This window comes from Fluoribacter dumoffii NY 23 (assembly GCF_000236165.1).
Lineage (GTDB): Bacteria > Pseudomonadota > Gammaproteobacteria > Legionellales > Legionellaceae > Legionella > Legionella dumoffii.
In genome coordinates this window covers 2,260,642-2,284,958 of sequence record NZ_CM001373.1, presented here as the reverse complement: position 1 = coordinate 2,284,958, position 24,317 = coordinate 2,260,642, and the positions used below count along the sequence as shown (strand labels likewise).

Here is a 24,317-nt window from a genome sequence, read left to right as displayed (position 1 = left end):
TGGCTTTATCCCTGTTGCGTTACAAAATAAGACAATAATGGATTTCTAAAGAGGATAATCAAAACAATCACCAAACAATAAATGGCTAATGATTCGATCATGGCCAAACCAATGAATAGGGTTCTGGTGATGGATTTTTCAGCTTCAGGCTGCCTTGCCAAAGCATCCAGGGCGTGGCTAATCGCGCGCCCCATGGCCAGGGCTGGGCCTATGGTTCCTATGGCAATGGCTATTGCTGCAATAACGGTTGACGCCAAACTAAACCAACTCATGTCATTCATAACGATTCTCCTTGGCTTTTAAGCTCATGGGCTTGAATGCCCCCAGCAATGTAAATTAAAGCCAACATGCCAAAAATATACGCTTGGATGATGGCTTCAATAATATGTAAAATGAGTATTGGAATAGGGACTAAAAATCCGGCAATCATGAGGACAATCAGGGCGGTTAATTGCAAGCTCATGATATTACCAAATAATCGGACGGCCAACGCTAAGGTTCGAGATATTTCGCTGATTAAATGAAAAGGCAACAAAAAAGGAGTTGGCTTAATATAATGTTTCAAATAGTCTCGCCACCCCTCGGCACGAATTCCAAACCAGTGTACCGATAAAAAAGTCATTATCGCAAGGGATGCCGTCACCGATAAATCCGCCGTTGGTGAATAAAATCCCGGGATAACGCCGATTAAATTGGAAACAAGGATAAAAATCCACAAGGTGGCTACAAAAGGAAATATCTGCTCAACGTGCTCGGGCAATACTTCGTTCATCGCATCGTGCATGGTGCTCAAAACACCTTCCCAAATGAGTTGGTAAGTGCTTGGCTGTAGGAGAGAGCATTTGCGAGTGGCACTCCATGCCATGATGAATAAGGAGATCATAATGAACCACGTGGTTAAGAGACTTTGTGTGATGTGTAGTCCACCGATTGAAAAGGCAAAATACGCTAAAAATCCTTCTTCCACGGTTAATCCTTAATTAAAAGATACACGTTAATGGCGCCAATAATCACCCCGAGGAGGATTAAATTGATGGTCCAACTCATGGAATACCCTTTTATTTTTTCATCGAGCCAAACCCCGAGATAGGCTCCTGCAATGATGGGTAAAACAAAAACAAAGCCTAAAGTACCCAGGTAAACCGTTTGGGCTAATAGAGTCGATTTTCCCTTTTTGGCTTCATTGATTTTGCGGACATTCCGTTTCACTTGTTGCTCCAGTTCCTTTTTCGAATCTTTAAATTCCATAGGGGTCCTGCCGTTTTAATTCCCATAAACGCTTTACCATTTCTTCATCCAAACGATGCACGCTTTCTTGAGTTTGCAACAGATTGTTTTCTTCCCAATGTAATTCGTCCTCCAGGACCCTTTGTATGGCTTGGTACGCTTTATGACGTACATAATGTCTTGTCGCAATATGCAATTGATTGTCAATGAAATAAACCACGGCGCCTGGTAAGGCTAAGTATTCCGTCTCGTTATTTTCATAACGAAACCAGGCCAAGCCGAATTTTAAGCACGTCATCATTCGGGCATGATTGGCTAAAATCCCAAATTGCCCAGAACGGTCTTCGCCAACAAAACTGACCACCCTCTCCCTTGTTTCATATTGGGTGGCACTCTTAAGATGGATAGTAAAATGCTCCATGTCAGTCGTTATCTCCTTTTATTCATGGCGCCTATCATGTAACACTCCTCTTCTGAAAACCCATCGTGATCGCCTTTTAGGAACGACTCGCAATCGGTTAATGTGTGTTCTAATGAAACCGATTTCCCTTCCATTCCTGTTTGCTGCTTGGTGACATGAAAGGGTTGGCTAAGGTAGCGTTGTAGTTTGCGTGCTCTTAACACGATAGCACGGTCTTTAGGAGAAAGCTCTTCAATCCCCATCATAGAAATCATGTCTTCTAATTCGTGGTAACGCTCCAGGTGTTCTCGTACGGCTTGTGCAATGGAATAGTGTCGCTCGCCCAATAGGATTTTATCCATAAATTGACTCTTGGACGCTAAGGGATCCACAGCAGGATAAATGCCTTTGCCTGCCTGTGAGCGAGAGAGTACTATAATGGAATCCAAATGAGTAATAATCCCAGTCACAGCCGGATCGCTCATATCATCCGCCGGAACATAAACCGCTTGTACCGAAGTCACTGCTCCTTGGGAGGTCGATGTCATGCGCTCTTCAAGTTCCGCTATCTCGGTCATTAAGGTGGGTTGATAACCGACACTGGCCGGCATTCTGCCGAGTAACCCCGAAATTTCACTACCGGCTTGCACAAAACGATAAATGTTATCCACAAGAAAAAGAACTTCATGGCCCAGCATATCACGCAAATATTCCGCATAGGCTAATGCCGATAACCCTGTGCGAAAGCGCACCCCTGGTGATTCATCCATTTGACCAAATACCATGAGGGTTTTATCCATCACGCCTGCGGATTTCATCTCATGCCACAATTCATGTCCTTCCCGAATGCGTTCCCCAACACCAGCAAAAACGGAGGTTCCTTGATGTAATTGAATAATGGCATGCATCAATTCCATCAGTAGTACAGTTTTTCCAACGCCTGCACCACCAAACAATCCTGTTTTACACCCTCTGACGAAAGGACAAAGTAAATCAATGACCTTAATTCCTGTCTCAAGAATGGTTTCTTGAGTGTTCGTCATTTCAAGTGGCGCTGGGTTGGCTAAAACATCACGATATTCATTGGTTTCTAATGGCGGAGCTCCGTCTAAAGGCTCACCAAAAATATTTAAAAGGCGACCCAAGCATTCTTTTGAAACGGGAATTTGTAAGGAAGTGCCTTGATCATAGACTAATAAACCTCTTTGCAATCCTGAGGCGCGGTGAAGCGTGATGGCTCTCACATGATGCTCATCAAGATGCTGACACACTTCTAAAATATATTCATCACTGTCGGTGTGGGTTTTTAGCGATTGATGTAAAGGGGGTAAGATGTCACAATTTATCCTGACTACAGGACCATTGATTTCGACAATTCTGCCGATTGGTTTGTCATGACTTTGAGCAACTGCCGTGTTTTTATCCATTATCTTCCAGTTTTATTCGTGACCCAGGAATTAGGGTGTCGTCCTGTTCTCTCTATTTTTACATCACTTATGGTGATTTTAATATAACAGAGTTTGAAAACAGATGGCAAAATGCGAATCGTCCTATTCAAGATGGCAGTATCTAAAAAAGCAAGGTCACATTGAAGGACTAATTAATCGGTCTAGACGTGAGTTATTAGGTGAAGTGATATCCCAGGTTGCCCTGTAAAAGGGTTTGATGCCGTAGGTTTTTTCTGAATGGGCAAATCTTAATGGGCTACTGATTTTCTAAAGTTTAATGATAGGGCTCTTAAGACATGTCAATAAAAGCCCCAGTAATTTGACTCAACCATCCTCTATGAATAATTTTCTTGCAGAATTTATTCGTTTTTCATCATGGGGCATCCCATCATTTTATTGTCCATCATCATCTGCATCATTTGCATCATCATCTGCATCATTTTCACGCGCTGTTCCATCATTTCGGGTTGTTTTGCTGTGTCATCGTGCGTACTTTTCATCATCTTCATGCCTTTTTGCATCGTGTGCATGCCTTCTTCCATCATGGGCATTTGGGTTTGCATCAATGATTTCTTTTCTTCCGTTGTTTTAGCATTCATCAGCTTATCATGCATTTGTTGCATTTGTTTTAGTGCTTCTTGCATTTGTTTCATTTCTTCTTGAAGCTGGGTTGATTGCTGATTCGTGCTTTGCATTCCCATGCTATTCATTTGAGAACCAGAAGACATGTCTTCTGCAAAAAGGGGAGTGGCAACCAAACTGCAAGCGGCCAATAAAATGAACACATTCCGTTTTAACATGATGAAATCTCCTTATTATTTTTCAATGAATTGTCCGAGCTGAACATCCTATCACAGCACAATAAGAGTTGGCCATGAAAGGCAAAAGACAGACCAGGCCGTTGTATTAATGCCAACCTTTTCCTCCGATATTGTGTCCTTCATAAGTATGAGAAACACGGTGTGAATCATTGGTCGTTGTTGATGGGGAACAAGAGGTGAACAGAAATGTTGAGCTTAATAATACCACTACCCCAATAACTGCCTTAAAAAATCTCTGCGTTGGCATATCCATGCTCCTTGCAATGAAATCATGTGATGGCTGAATCAACAGTAAAATAACCCATCTCATTTTATAAGTCTTTTTTATAATATAGCACTGTTTAGAAATACGGAGTGCCAGTCATGACTACTTATTGAAAAAAATCAGTTGTCTTTCGGCAATAGGGAATTTATGCCTCCCAAGCTTAATATAAGTTCAAATTATCATTTGAATTCACTGCCAAAGATGTGAATAGATGTTGGAGTTAAGGGATAAGTAGGGCATTTAATTATTGCAAAGATTCTACCATTCTTTTATGAAGAAATTTTAAGATTATTCAAAAGGAAAAAATTTTTGGCTAAAAGTATTTTTAAATGCCACAATAAAAAAGACCATGTTCTTAACATCCAATAAATAAGCTCAAAAAAGGGAAGAGAATAAGTATGAAACATTGTACTGTAGTAAAAAAATCAATAGGGTTGCTTTTCGTTTGTTTATCCTTTTTATTGTTTTCCTGCAGTTCCTCTATTTCTAAAGAGGACTCAAAAAATAACATGCCAGTTAAGAAGCGATTTGGTGGCTATCATGGCTATCATCACCACAGGCATGGGCATTGACACCATTAGAAATGACCCAATGAACACTCATTATTAGTGATAATTAATGCGTGATATTGTATAAAAATATTTAGTATATGAAGACAAGTACTTTTGTTATGACTTTATTAATCTTCCTCATCCTGCAGCCATTTTTTACATGAGGTTTCATTCCAACGGCATTAAGAACTTTTCCACTTCGTTATCAAGCATTAGATTAGTCCCTTATTCATGGGTTATGAAGCTGAGTTTTTAGTTATTTTCTTCTTCAAGTTCACATAAGTTGAGGGCGGGAACAACTCATTTGGTGTGACATTCAATCCTTTCAGAATTTTTAGAAGATTTAAAATGGTCATATTGGCTTCGCCACGTTCCACAGTCCCGTAGTAACCCCGATTCATTTCGATGAAATTGGCAAATCCCTCTTGAGAAAAACCTTTTTCTTTTCTGATTTTGCGAATTTGTTCGCCTAGTAAAATTAAGTCGGTTTGTTTTTTCATTCAAAAAGCATATGTGCTATGCTTCATATATAGCCACACGGTATGTCTATCATTTTGGAGTTTTGTTTAGGAAATGGTAAAAATAAAATCCTATTTTGTTAATTTTTAACACGGTAAATAATCGTTATTTGAACTATATTGATACGATTAGGAGAAGAAAATAATACCTGGCTCACTGGATAGTTATCAGGAATTAAAGTAGGTTAGAGTTCTTTAGTTAAATTGAGCGGATTCATGAGGAATACCTGTTGACGTAAATCAATTTTAGTATTGAGACATGATACTTCACTTAAATTAAAAGGGATTTAAAGATTTGTTTTATGCTGGAGACCATAGATGAAGGGCATCGTTTTTACCTCCTTAAATGACATGATTATAGAACAATTTGGACTAGAAACCTGGGACCAACTAGTATCCTCACTAGACCTTCCAAGTGGTGGAAGTTATACAGCAGGCGGCACATACTCAGATACAGAACTTCAGCAATTGGTTCAGGCCATAGCGAAGAGCACAAATCAGCACGCTTCTGCTTTTTTAGAGTCCTTTGGTGAATACATGTTTCCTATCTTATCGAGTAAGTACTCCATTTTTTTAAAAAAGGACATGACATTAAAAGAATTTTTAAAAAGCATTGATGGAACAATTCATGTGGAAGTAGAAAAGTTATATCCGGATGAAACATTACCTACCATTCGCTATGAAGAGCCTGCTGCAAACCAACTGGTGATGGTGTATCGATCGCATAGAAGACTCTGTCATTTTGCAATGGGTCTCATCCAGGGAGCCGCGCAACATTTTAAAAAGAAAATTACCATTAAGCAGACTCACTGCATGTTGAAAAAAGATGATCATTGTCGTTTGGAGATTACCTTTGAGTGATGAGAACAAAGCATTATTTGAGCGCTCTTATTATCGCGAAAGAAAAGCTCGTGAGGAAGCCGAATTATTGTTGGAAAATAAAACAAGGGAACTTCATTTATTAAACCAGGATTTGGAAAAAAAGAATGCTGAACTGGTAACAACGCTAAAAGACTTAGAGAGAGTACAAAAAAAATTATCGAAATTAGCTCATTTTGATGTATTAAGCCGATTACCCAATCGATTGCAGTTTGAACTGGATTTAAAACGTGAGATTGCCAGGTCAAAAAGATATGGTCGTCATCTGGCTCTCTTAAGTATCGATTTGGATTTTTTTAAAAATGTGAATGATCGCTTTGGCCATGATGTCGGTGATAGTCTATTGCGTGAAGTAGCGAAGCGTCTTTGCTCAAGTATTCGCGAAGAAGATTGTGTGGCTCGATTAGGAGGAGATGAGTTTGCTGTTATTTTGACAGAAATTAATAATCCACAACAGGCAAAATTAGTGGCCAATAATATGATTCAAAAGATGGGTAAGCCATTCCTTATTAAAGGCCATACCGTCATGATTGGAATCAGTATAGGAATTGCTTGCTTTCCTGATGCTGGTGAGGAGGCAATAACCCTTCGTAAGAATGCCGATATTGCTTTATACAACGCCAAGGAATGCGGTCGCAATAATTGCCAAATCTTTACCCCATCCCTTAGAAAACAATATTCAAAACGCTTGGGAATAGGAACCGAGTTGCATCTGGCCTTGGAGCGACAAGAGTTTTTTCTCGTTTATCAGCCCCGGGTTGATTTAAAAACGAATTCTATGGTTGGGATGGAGGTCTTATTACGTTGGCAACATCCCAAGCGAGGTGTTGTTTTTCCTGATGAATTCATCTCTGTTGCAGAGCATTTTAACTTGATTATTCCGATTGGTGAATGGGTTTTACGAACAGCGTGCAGGCAGTATGTGGATTGGAAAAAGAAATACGCGCCTTTCAACAGCACCTTAGCGATTAATATTTCGCTTCATCAATTTCAACACAAAGGGTTTATTTCCTCTGTTAAACACATTTTACAGGAATATCAAATGCCATCTGATTGGCTAGAGCTTGAAATTACGGAAGCAACAGCGGTCAATTTTTTGGGAAAAATTGAAGAGACATTAAGTGCGCTTCGCAATATGGGGGTAAAGCTTGCTTTTGATAATTTTGGCTCAGGCTATTCTTTTTTATCGCACTTAAAAAATTCACCAGTCCAATCCATCAAACTGAAACAAACCTTAATTGAAGATGCTCATCTCCGAGAAAATGATAATTTAATTATCAAATCGACGATTGCTTTGTCGAAAGAATTAGGATTGAATGTGGTTGTGGGTGGTGTCGAAACAGAAGAACAACTCAATTTTTTACGGTCAAGTCACTGTTTGGAAGTGCAAGGCTATTACAGCAGTAAACCGTTAACAGTAGGGCAAATGGCACAGTTTATCGAGGAAAGGGACTGCAAAGGGCTGTAGCTTTATGTTGTTTCATTCCTATCAAAAAATAACACCAACTGAGCTGCCAAAAGTAATTTGGCCTAAAATGGATAAGTTAATAAGCCCGCTTTATTGGCCAAAATCAATGGGTTAAATCTTGTGCTATGCTGTATAATATCTTATTGATTATAGGGCATAATGCCAGGGATGTCGGCCATGAAGGGACTAGAAAAACAATGCTGTCCTAAGGAAAGGATACTCACTCAGAGCCAAGAATTGCAAGAGGGGGTGGATTTCTCGTGTTGTGAACCGGCTGATAGGAGCACTGCCGACAGCGTCTTTCCATTTTTCACTCGATTAGTGCAAGCCAACTTGGCTAAATGGACAGCAGGAATAAGTCCTGCAGCCATCGGCTCTTCCTATTCCACCTGGCTTTGGCAATTGGCTCAATCCCCTGGGGTTTTGTGGGAACTTGCTTTTTATCCAGTTTTGCATGCTAAGGATTGCATTAATAATATCGTTTGTGTTGAGCGTGCTGCGGATGGTAAAGACGTGCGTTTTAAAAAAGACAGTTGGCAGCCCATGCCTTGGCGGTTATTCGCTGAAGGATTTTTGCAGATGGAAGATTGGTGGCGACGTGCCACAACGGATGTACCAGGATTACCCAACCAAGTGGAACGTACCGTTTCGTTCTGGGCACGCCAATGCCTTGATGCCCTATCCCCTTCTAATTTTGTTTGGTCTAATCCTGATTTATTTCATGAAGCCATGCGTACTGGGGGACTTAATCTCATCCAAGGCAGCCAAATCGCGCTCGAGGATTGGTTAGAAAAGCTAACGGGTGCACCGCCTACGGGCTCTGAACATTTTATTCCAGGAAAAGACGTGGCCGTTACGCCAGGGCGAGTGGTGTTCCAAAATCATTTGATGGAATTGATTCAATATGAAGCCCAAACCAAGACGGTATATAAAGAGCCGATACTCATCATACCCGCCTGGATTATGAAATATTATATTTTGGATTTATCGCCACAGAACTCCTTGGTGAAGTGGCTTGTAAGGCAAGGACACACGGTATTTATCATTTCCTGGCGCAATCCTGACAAAGAAGATAGTGATTTGGGGATGGATGATTATTATCGGCAAGGCGCTATGGCTGCACTTGATGCAGTATCGACTCTTTTGCCAGGAACCAAAATCAATCTGATGGGGTATTGCTTAGGGGGTACCTTGGCTATGATTACGGCAGCTGCGATGGGAAGAGACAAGGACGAGCGCTTAAACAGCTTGACGCTCTTGGCAGCCCAAGGGGATTTTACTGAGGCCGGGGAATTAATGCTTTTTGTAACTGAAAGTCAAGTGGATTTTCTTAAAAGTATGATGAGGGAGCAAGGGTATCTCGATACCAAGCAAATGGCCGGTTCATTTCAGATGTTGCGCGCCTATGACTTAATTTGGTCCAAAATGGTTCAAGATTACATGCATGGCATGCGGCGAGGGATGATTGATTTGACGGCTTGGAATGCGGATGCCACCCGAATGCCTTATAAAATGCACAGTGAGTACCTTGAAAAACTCTTCTTAAAGAATGATTTTGCCGAAGGGCGTTATACCGTGGAAGGGAAGCCAGTGGCTGCTGAAAATATTCAGTTGCCCATTTTTGCAGTCAGTACTGAAAAAGACCACGTGGCTCCTTGGCAATCTGTTTATAAAATCCACCTGATGACGGAGGGTGACATTACCTTCGTTCTCACCGGCGGCGGACATAATGCAGGGATTGTGAGTGAACCGGGTCATCCGGGGCGTTCTTATCGGGTTCATGAGAGCAAGAAAGGTGATGCTTACCTCAATCCTGCGAGTTGGCTTGCGATCGCAAAACAACAAGAAGGCTCCTGGTGGCAAGAATGGCATGATTGGTTAGTGCAGCAATCGGCTAAAAAACGCGTCCCTCCACTGGTCATGAATACCTCACTACCCGCTGCACCAGGTACTTATGTACTGCAGAAATAAAAGGGAAGAAAAATGGACAAGGAGTTTCTTGAGAATGTGACTTTTGATGAGCTTACGGTGGGCCGTCAAGCGAGTCTAAGTAAAACACTCACTCAAGACGACATCAATTTATTTGCTGCCATGTCGGGTGATGTGAATCCTGCTCATATGGATCCGGTGTTTGCCCAAAGCGATATTTTTCATGGTATTGTGGGTCATGGCATGTGGTCTGGCTCGCTGATTTCAACACTTCTTGGTACTGTTATACCTGGTCCAGGCACCATTTATCTTAAACAGGACATTCAATTTAAAAAGCCAGTGCGTTTAGGGGATACTCTCACCATTACCATCATCGTCAAGGATAAGGGTGCGAATAAGCCCCGTGTGATTTTTAATTGCAAGGGTGTAAATCAGCACGGAGAAACAGTCATCGAGGGCTTGGCAACCGTGCTTGCGCCAACGAAAAAAGTACGGGTTGCACGGACTCATTTACCGTCTATAGAAATACATAACCACGATCGCTTCGAGGCGATAATCAAAGCGTGTCGCTGTATGAGTGCTGTTCGCACGGCCATTGTGCATCCGGTTAGTATGAGTGTCATGGAAGCGGTGAACGATGCGGTAAAAACAGGACTCATTATTCCCATTTTGATTGGCCCTTTGGTCAAGATGAAGACTGCAGCTTTGGAAGCAAGTATTGATTTATCACAGTGGGAAACGATTGATACAGAACACAGCGATGCCGCAGCAAGCAAGGCTGCCGAATTGGCAGCTTCCGGCGAGATTGATGCCATCATGAAAGGCTCATTAAGCACTCATGAATTAATGGGGGCTATTGTACCCACCGCCTCGGGCTTACGCACGCAACATCGTGTGAGTCACGCCTACGTCATGGATATCCCTTCGTACCACAAACCACTCATCATTACAGATGCTGCGATTAATATTGCCCCTACTGCCACCGACAAAGCGGACATTTGCCAAAATGCCATTAATCTTTGGCGAGTATTGTTTGGCGAGGACAAGAAGCCCAAAGTAGCCATCCTGGCCGCCATCGAAACCGTCAACCCTAAGATGCAAGCCACTGTCGATGCCTCCATTTTATGCAAAATGGCTGACCGAGGACAGATAAATGATGGCATTCTTGACGGTCCCTTGGCTTTTGATAATGCGATTAACAAGGAGGCAGCCAAAGAAAAAGGGATTATTTCTTCTGTGGCAGGCGATCCGGATATTCTTTTGGTTCCTGAAATCGAGTCTGGGAATATTTTGGCCAAGCAATTGACTTTTTTAGGTCATGCGGATGCTGCCGGAATTGTTTTGGGTGCTCGTGTTCCAATCATTCTGGTGAGCCGAGCAGACTCACTTCGAACGCGGCTTTTCTCTTGTTCCCTGGCTGTTAAACTGGCGGCAGCTCGAAAGGAAGGACGAATCAAATGACTGCAATCAAAGCAGCCAGTATTCTTGTGATTAATGTGGGCTCTTCCAGCGTCAAATTTCAGCTTTTTTCAAGACAATTAAACCCACAACTTTTAGTTCAAGGGAAGGTGGCTGATATTGGCGGGAGACCTTCCTTTATAACCACCGATGCCATACTAAACCCTGAGAATAAGCAGGCTGACAAAAAAATACTTTCTGATAATTGCTCGCACGAAGAGGCTTTATGCCGTATTTGGGACTGGATTGAGGAGTGGAGTGAACAATGGCAGGTGACTTCAATTGCTCATCGCGTTGTCCATGGCGGGACCCTCTTTAAAAACAGTGTGATAGTCAATCCACATGTCATGCAGAAATTATGGGCATTAGCCCCATTGGCTCCTTTACATCAACCCCATAATCTCAAAGCCATTGAGCTCATCAGTACTCTGAAGCCAGAGGTACTTCAAATTGCTTGTTTTGATACAGCGTTTCATGCCCATCATAAGGCTTTGTTCACCGAGTATGCATTGCCACAAAAGATAAGGGAGCAAGGTGTTCGTCGTTATGGGTTTCATGGATTATCGTATGAATGGATTGTTCACACCTTGCGGCGATATGAGCCGTCATTAGTTGAGGGACGGCTTATTGCGGCCCATCTTGGCAATGGAGCAAGTTTGTGCGCGATGCGTAATGGAGTAAGTATTGATACGACGATGGGCATGACTGCCTTGGATGGATTACCCATGGGAACTCGTTGTGGGAGCCTTGATGCCGGCGCTGTGACGTTTATGATGCGTCATTTAGGCTTATCTACCGATGAGGTTGAGCGTCTTCTTTATAATGAATCTGGACTTCTTGGCTTATCAGGCTTAAGCAATGATGTGAAAATCTTGCAAGACAGTGAGGATACAAGGGCACAATTTGCATTAGATTATTTCTGCCTTAAAGCTGCCCAATTCATGGGGATGATGGCAGTAACCCTGGGTGGGATGGATGCCATCGTGTTTACGGGCGGTATTGGTGAGAACTCAGCCTTTGTGCGAAACACTATCTTGCGTCATTTGAAATTTCTTAAACCTTTTGAAACACGGGTTGTTACAGCTAACGAAGAGCGCATGATGGCAATTCATACCATGTCACTTCTTGAGCGTCAAACGGGAGTAAAAGCTGATGGAGAATAAAAAAGGATTGATTGTTGGAATTGCCAATGAGTACTCCATCGCCTGGGGTTGTACTAAAGCATTGCATGAAGCGGGCAGCGAATTGGCAATCACCTATCAAAATGAGAAAACCAGGGGCTATGTACAGCCTTTGGCTGAAAAAGTGTCATCTCCTATTGTTATGCCTTTGGACGTGACGGATAAGGAACAATTTGATGCCCTATTTCAGAAAATAAAAGACCGCTGGGGTCGTCTTGATTTTGTTATCCATGCGATTGCCTTTGCACCAAAAACTGATTTACAGGGTCGTGTTGTCGATTGCTCGAAAGACGGCTTCATGATGGCGATGGATATTTCTTGTCATTCGCTCATCCGATTGGCAAAAGCCGCTGAACCACTGATGGTCGATGGAGGGAGTATCATAACCATGAGTTATTATGGTGCCGAAAAAGTGGTCAAAAATTACAATCTCATGGGGCCTGTTAAAGCGGCTTTGGAAACCTCAGTACGCTATCTCGCCATGGAACTTGGCAGTAAAAAGATTCGAGTCAATGCCATTTCTCCAGGGCCAATAAGCACTCGTGCAGCCTCAGGTTTAGCTGATTTTGATACGCTGATGGAACAGGCAGCAAAGGAAGCGCCCTTGCATCAACTGGTTACAATAGAGGACATTGGTGAAACAGCCTCATTTTTGGTATCCGATAAAGCCGCCTCCATCACTGGTCAGACTCTTTATGTGGATAGCGGCTACAATATTAAGGGCTAATAAACCAAAAGTCATTTTTTCTTTAAAAGTATTCTTGGTCATTTAGTAATTACATGTATTGTCCACCATTGATATCAAAGTTAGCACCCGTGATAAAGCCACTTTGTTCATCAGCAAGAAAAGCAACGACCCGAGCAATTTCCTGAGGTTTGCCTAATCGCCCCACAGGAATTTGAGCGACAATGGCTTCTAAAACATCATCCCTCATCGCGGCAAGCATCTCCGTATTAATGTAGCCAGGGGAGACCGTGTTCACGGTAATTCCTTTCTTTGCGACTTCTTGCGCCAGGCTTTTGGTAAAACCATATAACGCCGATTTACTGGCGGCATAATTACATTGTCCGAACTGCCCTTTGCGCCCATTAATGGAGGAGATTGTGATAATACGCCCATAACCATTATCCAGCATGTTGGATAATACGGTTTTCGTCATATTAAAAACGCTATTTAAATTAGCATTAATGACTTCTTGCCATTGTTCCGGTGTCATTTTTTTCAAGCTGGCATCATGAGTAATGCCTGCATTATTAACTAGAACGTCAATTTTGCCGTACTTCTCTATCACCAAATCCGTTAATTTTTCACAATCATTGAAGGAAGAAATATCCGCATAGGCAATGTCGATATCAAATCCTTGCATGGATTGTTTTTTCTGCCATTCTCTTGCTAATTCGTGATGGCCATGTTTGAAGTAGCAAGCAATCACTTGATAATTGAGGTTTTGCATTTCTTGACATATGGCTGTTCCAATGCCACCAGTTCCTCCCGTTACTAAAGCAATTCGTTTATTCACCTTCCTTCCTCCTTGATTTGGTTATTTAATTATTTAACGAGTTCAACGTCCTCTGCTTGCGGCCCTTTTTGTCCTTTGCCTACTTTAAACAGAACGGTTGCCCCTTCGGGAAGGGTTTTAAAACCGTTACTTTGTATGGCACTGAAATGGACAAAATAATCCTTGCCACTACTTTCAATAAAGCCAAAGCCCTTGCCTTCATTAAACCATTTTACTTTACCGCGAATTTTATTTGTCATTTTGGTTTTTTCCCTGATGATTTTAGTGCTTTATAGTGTCATGCTACATGATTCTCTGTGTCAATAGTCAGTATTTTAGCTCAGCAATCCTGGATTTTTTTATTCTTTCTAAGTCATGGGGTTTTAAAACCAAAAGACATAATCAAAAGAACTGAGGAGAATTATTGCTTGTCGCATTCCTTTCTCAATTAATTGAATCAAAGGGCTTAGTTTCTTCTTCCATCTTTTTCAATGAAACAACTTTATCACACTGAATCTCAATGGTATTTGTTTTACGTGTTGATACACCCCAGCATCTTATCCTTTTTCCATCTATATTCATTGATAGGATATGAATAATCAAATTTTTTCCATAGGTGTTATCTATCTTAATATCTTGAGTATTACTTGTTTTTGTAGTAATTCTCCCAATTGAATTTCCATTACGATGGAACTCTATTAATATCTCGATATTGGATAAAGATACATTTTTTATTTTGGAATCTTTATGATATTTAATATGATAGGATTCCATGCCTGCATAGGCGTTTATTTCTGTGAAGAAAAAAATAACAGTAAGAATAACCTTAAAAAGGCTCATTTTTTCTATTTTAGACAGTCTGATATGCTTCATGCGAGTCATGCTCCCCTTATTTTTTTGATATTCCAATAAAAATTTTCATGTGCCCCAATTCCATAAAGTTCTATATTGATAAGCAGTAAATTTTTGCGTGAATGGAACTACTAACCGCAATCCTTTTAAATAACCACTTAGCATTATATCTGAACTGGCTCATCATTATTTAATGCTGTTTTTACCATGCGAGTTTGACTCTTTTCCAATGCATTGACTGCAAAAAATATTATTTACGTTGAAAAACAAAATAAATGAAACGTTGTTCCTTTCCCGCTGGAGTAATATGCATCTCAAATTGACTGTCTAATAAGATAAATTCATTACCAAGCTCATGCTGTATGGAGGGATTATCATATTGAACGATGTCAAGTCCACTGCATTTTTGGGGACCGTCTTTAGCAAATGTTGCAATAATAATATGCGAACCTGATTTTACAGTATTTTTGAGTACATTAACGTACAATTGCCTTGATTTTATGTCTGTCAAAAAATGAAAAACGGCGCGATCATGCCAGATATCATAAGTATGAGGAGGTATAAATGCAGTAATATCTTTCTCAAACCATTCGATCGTTGTTGCCTGGTCGGAAAGTCTATTTTTTACATGTTCAATCGCTTGACCGGATATATCCAATACTGCAAGATTTGAATATCCTGATTTCAGTAAGTGATCAACTAGAATGGATGCACCACCGCCAACATCAATGATTCGCGCATTTTTATCGCTGAAACACCGGATAATTTTTAATGAAATAGTCGGTTCTTGTTGGTACCAGCTTACATTTTGAGGAAGTTTTTCAGTGTAAATACTTTCCCAATGAATTTTAGTATTCTCTTTATTCATCTTTTTTAGTTCATTTTATATCAATACAATCATTAAGCATTATAGCCACTAACTAATACCGCTATCAACGTCATAAAACCTATTAATTGCTTTGATAACAACAAATCCACCCTCTCCACACCCTGGTTTAACGAGTTCTGGCGTAACAATCTTATCCAGCGGAGAAAAAATAGTTTGATAAACCTCTTTCTTTGAAAATCCCAATTGATTGATTAATGCCATCAATTCATCTACTGGATAAAAATGGGCATTCTGGTAAAAAGAATTATCCATTTTTTGGGTCTCATACAAACGGCCTAATGGCGAGTTTTTATCAATCATACCAATGATTAACACGCCATTTGATTTAAGGACACGTTTTGCCTCGCTGAACGCTTTTTGGGGAGAATCAAGAAAGCAGACTACTGTATTAAATAAAATATAATCAAATTGATTAGTTGCAAATGGCAGGGATTCTGCCACACCTATCATAGATATTAATACCCCGAGATTTAGCAATTTCACCTAATTTCTTGGCAGGTTCAATGCCAGTTTTTATTCCAAGCGCCGCGGCAAATCGTCCTGAGCCCACACCAATTTCCAGTCCTTCGCCGGATTTTGGCATGACTTTCCTAAGCGCTGCAATCTCTGACTTAAAAACAGCTTGATGTTGGTCAAACCACTGATCATAATCTTGTGCGAACTGATTAAATGGGTTGATATTTTTTTCGCTCATGCTGCTTATGTCTCCTAAGAATTATTTCACTGCATATTATTTAAAAAATAACCTACTGTGGCAAAGATTAAATACAAAATAACCAGGCTTCCACCCATCCATCGCGATATTCTTTGCGTTAGCATGAAAAGGGAAATTACAATCATGGTGAATAAACAAAAAGGTAGGTAAAAAAACAATGTTTGTTGATTAACCATTACAGGTTTTATCATGGAAATAATACTCGCATTAAACAGGAAAAACGCAAAAATTGAGCCGACCACATTACCAAAGCTTATCTCAGATCTTCCTTTAAGTGCTGCAGGCAATTCTCGTGCTATTTCTTCAATGCTGACTAAAAAAGCCAGAATAATCATTCCGAAAAAGGTACCGGAAAGTCCAAAATAACGAATCATGGTTTTAGATGCCATAACGATGAACTCACTACCGACAATAATGGCTGCAAGAGAAAGAAACAAGAGTCCAAAGGCTTTCCATCGATGCTCTTTTTTAGCCGAAGCAATGGTTTCAGAAAGTTCATGAGATGGTTTGATGTCATACCCTTTTTTATTAAGCCATAAGAGATAAATTACGGAGAAAATAAAACTGGCAAATAAAATCAGGCCGTCAATTCTTGAAAGTTCACCATCAAGTGATAACAGGCCTAACAGAAGAATGGCAAGATTAGGTAAAATGAGTATCTGCTTTGGTGTTCGTTTAAATTGCATGGGTGCAATGAATGCAGTAATACCAAACGCCAGTGCTATAGCTACCATCGCAGCGCCAATGATAGAACCTAAAGCAATACCAGCCATATCGTTAAAAGTACCGACTGCTCCAACAGCTAAGTTTTCCGGGTCAAAACCTATAAAAACGACGCTAATGAAAAAGGTAGATATCCCAAAACCTCCAGAAGTTCCCACAGCTCCTTTCACCAGTTTCTCAGCAAAATAAAGTATTAAGACAAGCCCTACAATAAAGAGCCCAAATGCCGTAAAAATATTCATTTTTGCTCCTATTCTGCCAGCCACTGGACTCGGCGTCGTATCTCTTCTCCCCTGGATAATCGTTTATGACCAGATTCGTCCTTCCAATATTCCCGCTGTTGGGCAAACGGTAATATCATTACTTGTTTTAAGTGGTTATCTTTTTTCATCGCATATCCAGGAACTCCGATATCAATTTCTTCCTGGGATATACCTAAGCCGATTGTCCGGTGTAACCTGTCCCAAACCGAAAAAACAACGGAGTAGTTCGAATCTGTCTCCTTTTTGAAATTAGAGTGATGAATGCCATGCATCCTCGGTGTTACGAAAATAAGGCTCAGTACCCGTTCCAAACGCAACGGAAGGCGCAGGTTTGAATGATGGAAAAAAGTACCAATCTGAAATATGGCTTCGTAAATCACAAAAGTGCTCGCCGATACGCCGATGAGTGCCACTTGAATAGCTCGAAAGATAGTGGAAAGCGCCACCTCACCTGGGTGAAACCTAAAACCTGTGGAAACATCAAGGTCGGGATCCATATGGTGTACATTATGAAAGCGCCACAGGAACGGAATTTTGTGGTTGGTAATATGCCAATAATAGAAGCTAAGATCCAACAGTAAAAAGCCGACCAAAGTTTCCCGAAGCCCTGTGAGTCTAAGCCACCGTATTAGTCCGAATGGCGTGCTGGCGGTCCAGCCGAGAAAAAAGCTTGTCGTCGGACGTATCAGCAGAAAAGCGACTGTAAAGGTAGTCATGGAAACTGCAATATTGACAGTCAGACGGGAAAACGTGTCCCTTTTGTGCTTCCTGAGAGGAAACACTCTTTCCAGGAAAAACAAAATTAGTGCGAATCCAGCCGCAATGAATATCCCAGTCAATGCCTCATCCTTTTCATTTGTAAAATATAAGCACTATAGCAAATTTAATTGACCTTCAGTCTAAATTTGGCGAAAAATGTGGGTAATCGTTGGCTGTCAAGGACTATCGAGGCAATGAACAATTTATTGCTGGGGCTACAAATGCTCAGTATTTGATCTAAAATGAGGGGTAAGTAAGAGTTGAATGCATTTTTGGCGGTAATTAAAAATTTAATGACCACCGCCTTAATCAGATTAAATCTAAGCGATATGCACGACATTACTTTCTCGCCACTGGTGCAGTCGATTGCATCTTTTAGCAATTTTTTCAACCTTGGGTTTGATCTGACGTTTTACCCCTTCAAAGCCCAATCTACTGTGGTTTGCCAAATCATTAAAATCGCTAAATTTCTTAGGGTGAAGTGACTGCTCATGGGGTGCAAAAGTCGGTATAACAATAAAGCCATTAATAGCACTTGCAGCCTCTAACGCTTTTTCTTTGCCAGGATTGATGCCTTGAGATAACTCAAGGTGCTTGTCATCATCCGCTGCCATAATAATCGGGGTATGGGGGTATTTTTCATGTAATGCCTTAGCCACTGATTTAAGATTTCCGGAATCAAAGGCAGAAACGACAGCTGGCAGTTCGGTGGCTTCTTTTATGGTTGCAGCGGTTGCATAACCTTCGGCAATCACAATAACCGGTGCATCAGATAGCTTCTCTATCCCGCCTAATACATGAAAGCAAGCTTCCTTTTTGGAGTCTTTGGCAAATCGCTTGGTGCCATCTTCAGAAATATATTGGATAGTCCAGAGGGTGCCTTCGCAATCCGTTGCCGGGATGCAGGTTAGTTGTTTTTCATTATCGGTATATACTCCAGAATGGACCTCAATGCCTTTAGCCTGCATGTAAGGCGTGGGCTCCACAACCTCTGTCATCATGGATAATTTTTGTTGGAGTCTTAATGCGGTACTTTTTTGTTTTGCTTCAAGCTCAAGTTGACGAGTTTGTTGATGTTCAAGCGCTTGTGCCTTAAACGTTGCCTTCTGTTCATCAGTTAAAATGTAACCTTTACATTTCCAGTTAAGCTCAGCACCAGTTCGATTGTTTTTAATATATCCTGCTGGTATACCATCTAAATGGGTTACATAAAATCCTGCTTTTTCACCGTTTTTATCACCCTCTGTGGAGATACGATGAGGTTTTCCATCCATAATCGGGTGCTCTCCTGAAACAATAGCACCGAGGCTTAGCAATGCCGTTTTAAATTCATCCGCTGGTATAAGCGCTTTATCCTGAGACAGTACTTGATGTTCAGGAAGCCAGGCTTTGATTTTCTCAATAGGAACACCAGGATTTGCATACCAACATTTTTGCACTTTATCCCAAGCAATGCCTGACGTTCCATCAGGGAGTTTTCCTATTGTGGATTTGGCAATCTCTTTTTGTTTGAAGGGGATGCTTAACCAGACCTTTTCAGAAGTGGTGTTTTCAGACGCCATAAAGACTTCCTCTTTTAGTTTACTATCCTTGATTTCAATAAGTTCTGCTATTTGAATGTCTTGGGTTTGTTCTAAAGCACACAAGTGATTCACTATTTTTTCTGCATCTGCGGATGCTCTGAATATTTCTAATGGCTCATCTTCCAAAACACGAATCCATGATTTGATATATGCAGTGTGTTGAGAAGGGTCATGGCCTATACCAAGTTCAGCACCTAAAAGCATGCTTGCAATTTCAGCTCTAAGCTCTTCTTTGGCATAGGCATCTGAACCAAAGGGATGACCTAAATCTCTATCCAGTCTTGAAGGATGACCACTCCAATGTCCTAACTCATGCAAGGCAGTGGCATAATAGTTCGCAGTGGATTTAAATTGTTCTTTTGGTGGAAGATGGATGCTGTCAGTCGATAATCTGTAAAAAGCTCTGTCTGCTTCAGAATGTTCAATGTTAGCGCCAGAGTTATGTAACAGCTTTTCTGCTCTTTCAATTAAGGACCAATCTGGCTCTTTTGCAATGAGTTCTGGCATATTATCAATTTGAGAAGCATGAAATACCGTTGCATAAAACACCTTAGGTCGTTCAAGATTCACCTGCACTTTTAATGGATTACCATGTTCATCAAGCACAGGATAACCCGCATCATCGTGTTTGGTTTGTTCTTCATGAAATTTCCAGTATTGGATTGTGGTGCCTTTTTCTCCTTTGCGAACTTGCGCATCCATACTTTGTGCTTGTTTGTAGGTTAACCAACGGTTGTCATCATTTTGGTTCAGCATTAAATACAATGCATTAATTCCTCGATAATGTTTTCCGGTGATCGGATTATATGGAATTTGACCATTGCCTATGCCTGGCTCCCATGGTTTCAACCAGGGAGCGGTTCCTGCTTTCAGGCTTTCAATAATTTGATTGGCAACAACTTGATGATACGGCATTTTAATCATAAATGGCCTCCATCGCGTCTTCTTCATTGAGTGCATCTTCAAAAAATGCTCCCATGATGTCAGCCTCTATTGGACTGACTTCGACAAGAAAGCCAGGGATTACTAAATCCTCGAATTTTTCTGAAATCACATCCATTAACTCGGTTTCATGACTCATGTGGTTTTCTCCCGTTTATTAATTACCCATATGGGTGTGATCATTCCCTTGATTTGTCTTGTGTGAACAAGACCATAATATCGACCATCGAATGACCATTCGCTTTGACTGGTCATCGTCATGATTTCATCTTCTTGAAGTTGGTAATTCATTACCTGCCATTGAGGTAAAAAGCGGTTCATACCATCCTGTAATTTTGGTTTTGAATAGGGAATTAGCATGTAATTCACAAAAACCCCTTCATTTGTCACAGTGAGGATATCGCCAGATACAGCCACCACTTTTTTCATTAAATAACCATATCCATTACAGTAAAGACCATGGTCTATATAGCCTCTGTTCTTGGCTAGTCTGAAAGATTGCCTATCATCTGGGCAAAAAATCACATAAGCATTTTTGAGAGGCTCTGTGCCGGTGATGCGATATAAGCCTACAGGAATGGATTCAGTAAGGTTTATCCTAAAGCCCATAGCATGGAACAATATGCCTGCAGCAATAGTACTTATTAGAAAAATAGCGATTATGATGGACAGTTTTTTCATAACCTGATCACCTCATCTTCACTTAAACGAACACGTAAAATATCTGAGTGAGCAGGAGCCTCTACAGATGCTCTAGCCATGAAGACTGGATCTTTAAAATAAAGTGGCTGTTTACCATAAATAGCAGGGAAGCCCGCTGCATAAACGACCATATCTCCAGCTTCAACAATCAAGCCATTAGCATCTTTTTTAGGTCCTGGCATACGCAGGCACTCATCAACGGTTAAAAGAGGTCTCGATATTTCCTGAACAGTTTTTGATATTTGATTTAAGAACGTAGAAAAGCGTTTGCCGCTGGTGGTGATGTGTTCTTTAACAATCGTCGTTTGTCCTGTCAGTTTGGAAAGATGTTCTGCCGTTTCAACTCGGTTTGGAGGATAAGCATTTTGGATATGGCAATTCGAAGTGATGGTTTCATCAGGGCCATAGCCACGTTCACGGCTTTTAAGCTGATTAATGTCCTGACAAATTAAGTAAAACTTTAATCCATAACCCGCAACAAAGGCTAATGACTCTTGCAGAATATCGAGTTTTCCAAGGCTTGGAAATTCATCAATCATACAAAGTAGTCGATGTTTGTACGTTTTTTTAGCACTTACATAAGATAACCCTTTATCGTCGGACACACGCTCAAATTCCATTCTGTCGGCCAATAGTCTCACTATCATGTTAATCATGACTCTAACCAGAGGCTGAAGCCTTGCTTTGTCATTGGGTTGAGTAACGATATAGAGGCTCACAGGACATTCTTGGTTCATTAAATCGCGGATGCAAAAATCTGAGGCAGAGACGTTATGCGCCACCACAGGATCGCGATATAGAGCCAGATAAGATTTTAAAGTAGATAACACAGAACCTGCTTCTTCTTCGGGCCTATCAATCATGTCACGGGCAGAGGCCGAAATAACAGGATGGGTTTTGCCCTCAATATGCGGGTATTGAGTCATTTCAATGAGTAGGTCGGCAATATTAATATTGGGATCAACCAGCATGCGGTCAATGTTGGGAAATGTGGCTGGTTCTCCTTGGGTTTTCAATTTGTAAATGGCATGCAGAATAAAACCAACCAAAAGGGCTTGTGAGGTTTTCTGCCAGTGCGTTTCCAGTCCCTTGCCATCGGGATCAACCACAAGAGTTGCCAAATTTTGTACGTCACCCACTTCTGATTCCGTACCCACTCTGATTTCATCCAGAGGGTTCCAGCGAGCGCTTCCTTTTAACGTTGCAGGTTCAAATCGAATAACCTTGTTGGTGGCATGTTTTTGTCGCCATCCAGCGGTCATTGCCCAGAGCTCGCCTTTTAAATCGGTAATAACACAGGAGTGTTTCCACGATAGAAGGGTTGGAATCACAAGGCCAACACCTTTGCCTGAGCGCGTTGGTGCATACGTTAAAACATGCTCAGGCCCATTATGGCGTAGATAATGAATTGCTCCTTTGTCATCTTCAAACGCACCAACATAAACTCCTTCATCATGTCCAATGAGGCTTGCACTGTTTAAGTCCTCCCAATTAGCCCACCTGGCTGAACCATGGAGGTAATCACTCACATTGTTCTTTTTTAAATACTTGGAAGCCAACACGATCATCATTAAAAACAGACAACCCATCATAACGATGAGACCAAAGGCAGCATTAAAAGAATCTGGGTAATAGGGTTGATACTTAATAGCCCAGATAAAAATCTGCCAAGGCATATAAATAGGTGCGAATGTCCCTCCAAGGGCATCAGTATAGTGAAATTGATGCGCGAAAAACTGAGTTCCAATGTGCATGCTGATTAAGAAAGAACAAATCACTAATAAGACCAACGTTCTATTTATCTTGCCGTGATTTTTTTCTCTGATTTGAGGACCTATGGCTTTATTAGGTTTGTTTTGGCTCATTGGCTCTCTCCAGATGCCTTTTGGTTTACAAACTGATTCACCTCATCTGATGCCTCAAATCCTGAACTAAGACTACCCGCAGGTGTGCCCATGGATAAAATATTTTGCGCGTTGGATTCTTGCGTTTCAGAAGTGGATGAATTCGCCTTGTTTTGGATTGCTTCAGCAATTTTCCCACCCGTTGTGTCAGCGATTTTTTCAGCAATTGATTCTTTAATCGTGTTCGCTTTCTCACGAGCAACATCCATAGTTCCTGAGGCTAAATGTGATCCAAAAGAGCATGCAAATTTGGCAGCAGTTCCCATCGCTTCAGCTAAACCACCAGTTTTGGAGCCTTTATCCATTCCAGACAGTGTACTTGTGTCACCAGAATTGGTTGATTGACTGGCTGCTTTAAACGCGGCATTAAGTGCGGATAATCCACCACCACTTTGGGCAAGTGCAGTGCCTGCTGCACCTGCCATGGCAGCACCTGCAATTCCTGCGGCTCCCATAGCCCCACCAAGACCTAGTCCACCGCCACCGCCAGAACCACCTCCTGACACAATGCCAGCTAAAGCAGGTGGAATTTTATCAATAAGAACTAGCAATAGTACGGCAACAACCAGCATGACAAACATTTCTTTGAGCATGATGTTTTCAGACATCGCTGCGTAATATTGATCTACAAAAGATTTACCGATACCAATAATCAAAATCATGGCAAAAGCTTGTAATGCAATACCCAACACAGTTTTGTAGTAGTTAATCGCAATATCCTGCGTCCAACGGCCACCACCAAACCCTAATAAAACAATGCCACCATAAGTTAAGATCCAGGCGGTGATTAAGATAATGAGCATGTTAATACTGACTAAAGCTAGAATAATCAGAATAACCCCTGCAACGAGCAAACCAACGGTAGTTGCTGCAGGGGACCAGATAGATGAGCTGTCTATAGCTTTTGAGACAATATCAAACCCAACATCCACAATATCAGAAGGAGAGACATGCTCATTAATTCCAGAAGCCTTTGCCGCAAGTTGTCGCATGGAGTCTATGATTGCTTTTGCAATTGCAGGTCCATTGTCTAAAATCCAATAGAAAAAACCGACAACTACAAAAAAACGTACCGTTTCAGCTAAGAATTCTTGAATGTCTGCTTTACGTAATGCCATCAAGCCGTATGTCCACACCATACTAATTGAGGCCAAGGACCAGAAAAGATACCTGGCGTAACTCAACATGGTTTTGCTCCACAGTGCAGATGTGCTGGCAAATCGCTGTAAAATATTATCCAGTAAATCACGACTATCCATGCCATGCCCTTTGGCATGGCAGCAAGCAGAAAACCCAAATAAACCAAACGCAATTACATAGGGGAATATTTTTTTATTCATA

General features: G+C 41.2%; 27 protein-coding genes. 6 read left to right on the top strand and 21 right to left on the bottom strand.

Going from position 1 to position 24,317, the window contains the following annotated elements:
• Nucleotides 1–5 precede the first annotated feature (5 nt).
• The 8 genes from KYQ_RS10280 to KYQ_RS10240 all read right to left on the bottom strand — a co-directional run bounded on the left by KYQ_RS10280 (nt 6) and on the right by KYQ_RS10240 (nt 5,212).
• Nucleotides 6–281, bottom strand: a complete 276-nt coding sequence (locus tag KYQ_RS10280) for a F0F1 ATP synthase subunit C (RefSeq protein ID WP_019235654.1) — start codon at nt 279–281, stop codon at nt 6–8.
• Nucleotides 278–967: a F0F1 ATP synthase subunit A gene (locus tag KYQ_RS18360; protein WP_019350014.1), complete on the bottom strand. Its 690-nt coding sequence runs from the start codon at nt 965–967 to the stop codon at nt 278–280. The genes KYQ_RS10280 and KYQ_RS18360 overlap by 4 nt, the downstream gene beginning before the upstream one ends.
• Before the next feature lie 2 nt (nt 968–969).
• Nucleotides 970–1,248 carry an AtpZ/AtpI family protein gene (locus KYQ_RS10270; protein ID WP_019350013.1) on the bottom strand — a complete coding sequence of 93 codons (279 nt, stop codon included), beginning with the start codon at nt 1,246–1,248 and terminating at the stop codon, nt 970–972.
• On the bottom strand, nt 1,238–1,648 hold the full coding sequence (locus KYQ_RS10265; RefSeq protein ID WP_019350012.1) for a F0F1 ATP synthase subunit delta/epsilon: 411 nt from the start codon (nt 1,646–1,648) through the stop codon (nt 1,238–1,240). Before KYQ_RS10265 ends, KYQ_RS10270 begins: the two co-directional genes overlap by 11 nt.
• 8 nt (nt 1,649–1,656) lie before the next feature.
• Entirely contained in the window at nt 1,657–3,054 is a 1,398-nt protein-coding gene (gene atpD / locus KYQ_RS10260; protein WP_019350011.1) for a F0F1 ATP synthase subunit beta, read from the bottom strand.
• Nucleotides 3,055–3,434: 380 nt separating this feature from the next.
• A complete protein-coding gene (locus KYQ_RS10255; RefSeq protein WP_019350010.1) occupies nt 3,435–3,875 on the bottom strand; it encodes a hypothetical protein in 441 nt (146 codons plus the stop codon).
• Between the two features lie 106 nt (nt 3,876–3,981).
• Nucleotides 3,982–4,143, bottom strand: coding sequence for a hypothetical protein (locus KYQ_RS19330; protein ID WP_019350009.1), 162 nt, complete (start codon nt 4,141–4,143; stop codon nt 3,982–3,984).
• An 805-nt stretch (nt 4,144–4,948) separates the two neighbouring features.
• Nucleotides 4,949–5,212: a helix-turn-helix domain-containing protein gene (locus KYQ_RS10240; RefSeq protein WP_019350007.1), complete on the bottom strand. Its 264-nt coding sequence runs from the start codon at nt 5,210–5,212 to the stop codon at nt 4,949–4,951.
• Between the two features lie 336 nt (nt 5,213–5,548).
• Between KYQ_RS10240 and KYQ_RS10235 the strand changes: the two genes are divergently transcribed.
• From KYQ_RS10235 to fabI, 6 genes are all read left to right on the top strand, one after another.
• The gene (locus KYQ_RS10235) at nt 5,549–6,091 is read left to right on the top strand and encodes a heme NO-binding domain-containing protein (protein WP_019350006.1); all 543 of its coding nucleotides are present in this window, start codon (nt 5,549–5,551) and stop codon (nt 6,089–6,091) included.
• Nucleotides 6,057–7,577 carry a putative bifunctional diguanylate cyclase/phosphodiesterase gene (locus tag KYQ_RS10230; RefSeq protein ID WP_032832208.1) on the top strand — a complete coding sequence of 507 codons (1,521 nt, stop codon included), beginning with the start codon at nt 6,057–6,059 and terminating at the stop codon, nt 7,575–7,577. Before KYQ_RS10235 ends, KYQ_RS10230 begins: the two co-directional genes overlap by 35 nt.
• A 177-nt stretch (nt 7,578–7,754) precedes the next feature.
• Nucleotides 7,755–9,548: a PHA/PHB synthase family protein gene (locus KYQ_RS10225; RefSeq protein ID WP_019350004.1), complete on the top strand. Its 1,794-nt coding sequence runs from the start codon at nt 7,755–7,757 to the stop codon at nt 9,546–9,548.
• A 12-nt stretch (nt 9,549–9,560) separates the two neighbouring features.
• Nucleotides 9,561–10,967 (top strand): bifunctional enoyl-CoA hydratase/phosphate acetyltransferase, encoded by a 1,407-nt coding sequence (locus KYQ_RS10220; RefSeq protein ID WP_019350003.1) that lies wholly within the window; start codon nt 9,561–9,563, stop codon nt 10,965–10,967.
• Entirely contained in the window at nt 10,964–12,127 is a 1,164-nt protein-coding gene (locus tag KYQ_RS10215) for an acetate/propionate family kinase (RefSeq protein WP_019350002.1), read from the top strand. The genes KYQ_RS10220 and KYQ_RS10215 overlap by 4 nt, the downstream gene beginning before the upstream one ends.
• Nucleotides 12,117–12,872, top strand: coding sequence for an enoyl-ACP reductase FabI (gene fabI, locus KYQ_RS10210; protein ID WP_014842622.1), 756 nt, complete (start codon nt 12,117–12,119; stop codon nt 12,870–12,872). Before KYQ_RS10215 ends, fabI begins: the two co-directional genes overlap by 11 nt.
• A 49-nt stretch (nt 12,873–12,921) precedes the next feature.
• On the opposite strand, the gene phbB is transcribed toward fabI, so the two are convergent.
• From phbB to trbL, 13 genes are all read right to left on the bottom strand, one after another.
• Nucleotides 12,922–13,665 carry an acetoacetyl-CoA reductase gene (phbB, locus tag KYQ_RS10205; RefSeq protein ID WP_014842623.1) on the bottom strand — a complete coding sequence of 248 codons (744 nt, stop codon included), beginning with the start codon at nt 13,663–13,665 and terminating at the stop codon, nt 12,922–12,924.
• 29 nt (nt 13,666–13,694) lie between these two features.
• Complete coding sequence (locus tag KYQ_RS10200) at nt 13,695–13,904, bottom strand: cold-shock protein (protein ID WP_019350001.1); 210 nt, start codon at nt 13,902–13,904, stop codon at nt 13,695–13,697.
• 184 nt (nt 13,905–14,088) lie between these two features.
• Nucleotides 14,089–14,517 carry a hypothetical protein gene (locus KYQ_RS10195; protein WP_027220164.1) on the bottom strand — a complete coding sequence of 143 codons (429 nt, stop codon included), beginning with the start codon at nt 14,515–14,517 and terminating at the stop codon, nt 14,089–14,091.
• Nucleotides 14,518–14,746: 229 nt separating this feature from the next.
• Nucleotides 14,747–15,364: a class I SAM-dependent methyltransferase gene (locus tag KYQ_RS10190; RefSeq protein WP_019349999.1), complete on the bottom strand. Its 618-nt coding sequence runs from the start codon at nt 15,362–15,364 to the stop codon at nt 14,747–14,749.
• Nucleotides 15,365–15,412: 48 nt separating this feature from the next.
• Nucleotides 15,413–15,835 (bottom strand): class I SAM-dependent methyltransferase, encoded by a 423-nt coding sequence (locus KYQ_RS19525; protein ID WP_229309629.1) that lies wholly within the window; start codon nt 15,833–15,835, stop codon nt 15,413–15,415.
• The gene (locus tag KYQ_RS19520; protein WP_229309628.1) at nt 15,798–16,079 is read right to left on the bottom strand and encodes a class I SAM-dependent methyltransferase; all 282 of its coding nucleotides are present in this window, start codon (nt 16,077–16,079) and stop codon (nt 15,798–15,800) included. Before KYQ_RS19520 ends, KYQ_RS19525 begins: the two co-directional genes overlap by 38 nt.
• Before the next feature lie 26 nt (nt 16,080–16,105).
• Nucleotides 16,106–17,065: a sodium:calcium antiporter gene (locus KYQ_RS10180; RefSeq protein ID WP_019349998.1), complete on the bottom strand. Its 960-nt coding sequence runs from the start codon at nt 17,063–17,065 to the stop codon at nt 16,106–16,108.
• A gap of 8 nt (nt 17,066–17,073) precedes the next feature.
• Nucleotides 17,074–17,802 (bottom strand): sterol desaturase family protein, encoded by a 729-nt coding sequence (locus tag KYQ_RS10175; RefSeq protein ID WP_115264611.1) that lies wholly within the window; start codon nt 17,800–17,802, stop codon nt 17,074–17,076.
• A 363-nt stretch (nt 17,803–18,165) separates the two neighbouring features.
• Entirely contained in the window at nt 18,166–20,352 is a 2,187-nt protein-coding gene (locus tag KYQ_RS10170; protein ID WP_019349996.1) for a zincin-like metallopeptidase domain-containing protein, read from the bottom strand.
• The gene (locus KYQ_RS19325; RefSeq protein WP_019349995.1) at nt 20,345–20,509 is read right to left on the bottom strand and encodes a hypothetical protein; all 165 of its coding nucleotides are present in this window, start codon (nt 20,507–20,509) and stop codon (nt 20,345–20,347) included. The genes KYQ_RS10170 and KYQ_RS19325 overlap by 8 nt, the downstream gene beginning before the upstream one ends.
• Nucleotides 20,506–21,051 (bottom strand): conjugative transfer signal peptidase TraF, encoded by a 546-nt coding sequence (gene traF, locus KYQ_RS10160; protein WP_019349994.1) that lies wholly within the window; start codon nt 21,049–21,051, stop codon nt 20,506–20,508. The genes KYQ_RS19325 and traF overlap by 4 nt, the downstream gene beginning before the upstream one ends.
• Entirely contained in the window at nt 21,048–22,937 is a 1,890-nt protein-coding gene (locus tag KYQ_RS10155; protein WP_019349993.1) for a type IV secretory system conjugative DNA transfer family protein, read from the bottom strand. Before KYQ_RS10155 ends, traF begins: the two co-directional genes overlap by 4 nt.
• Nucleotides 22,934–24,316, bottom strand: a complete 1,383-nt coding sequence (trbL, locus tag KYQ_RS10150) for a P-type conjugative transfer protein TrbL (RefSeq protein ID WP_019349992.1) — start codon at nt 24,314–24,316, stop codon at nt 22,934–22,936. Before trbL ends, KYQ_RS10155 begins: the two co-directional genes overlap by 4 nt.
• Between the last annotated feature and the right edge of the window lies 1 nt (nt 24,317).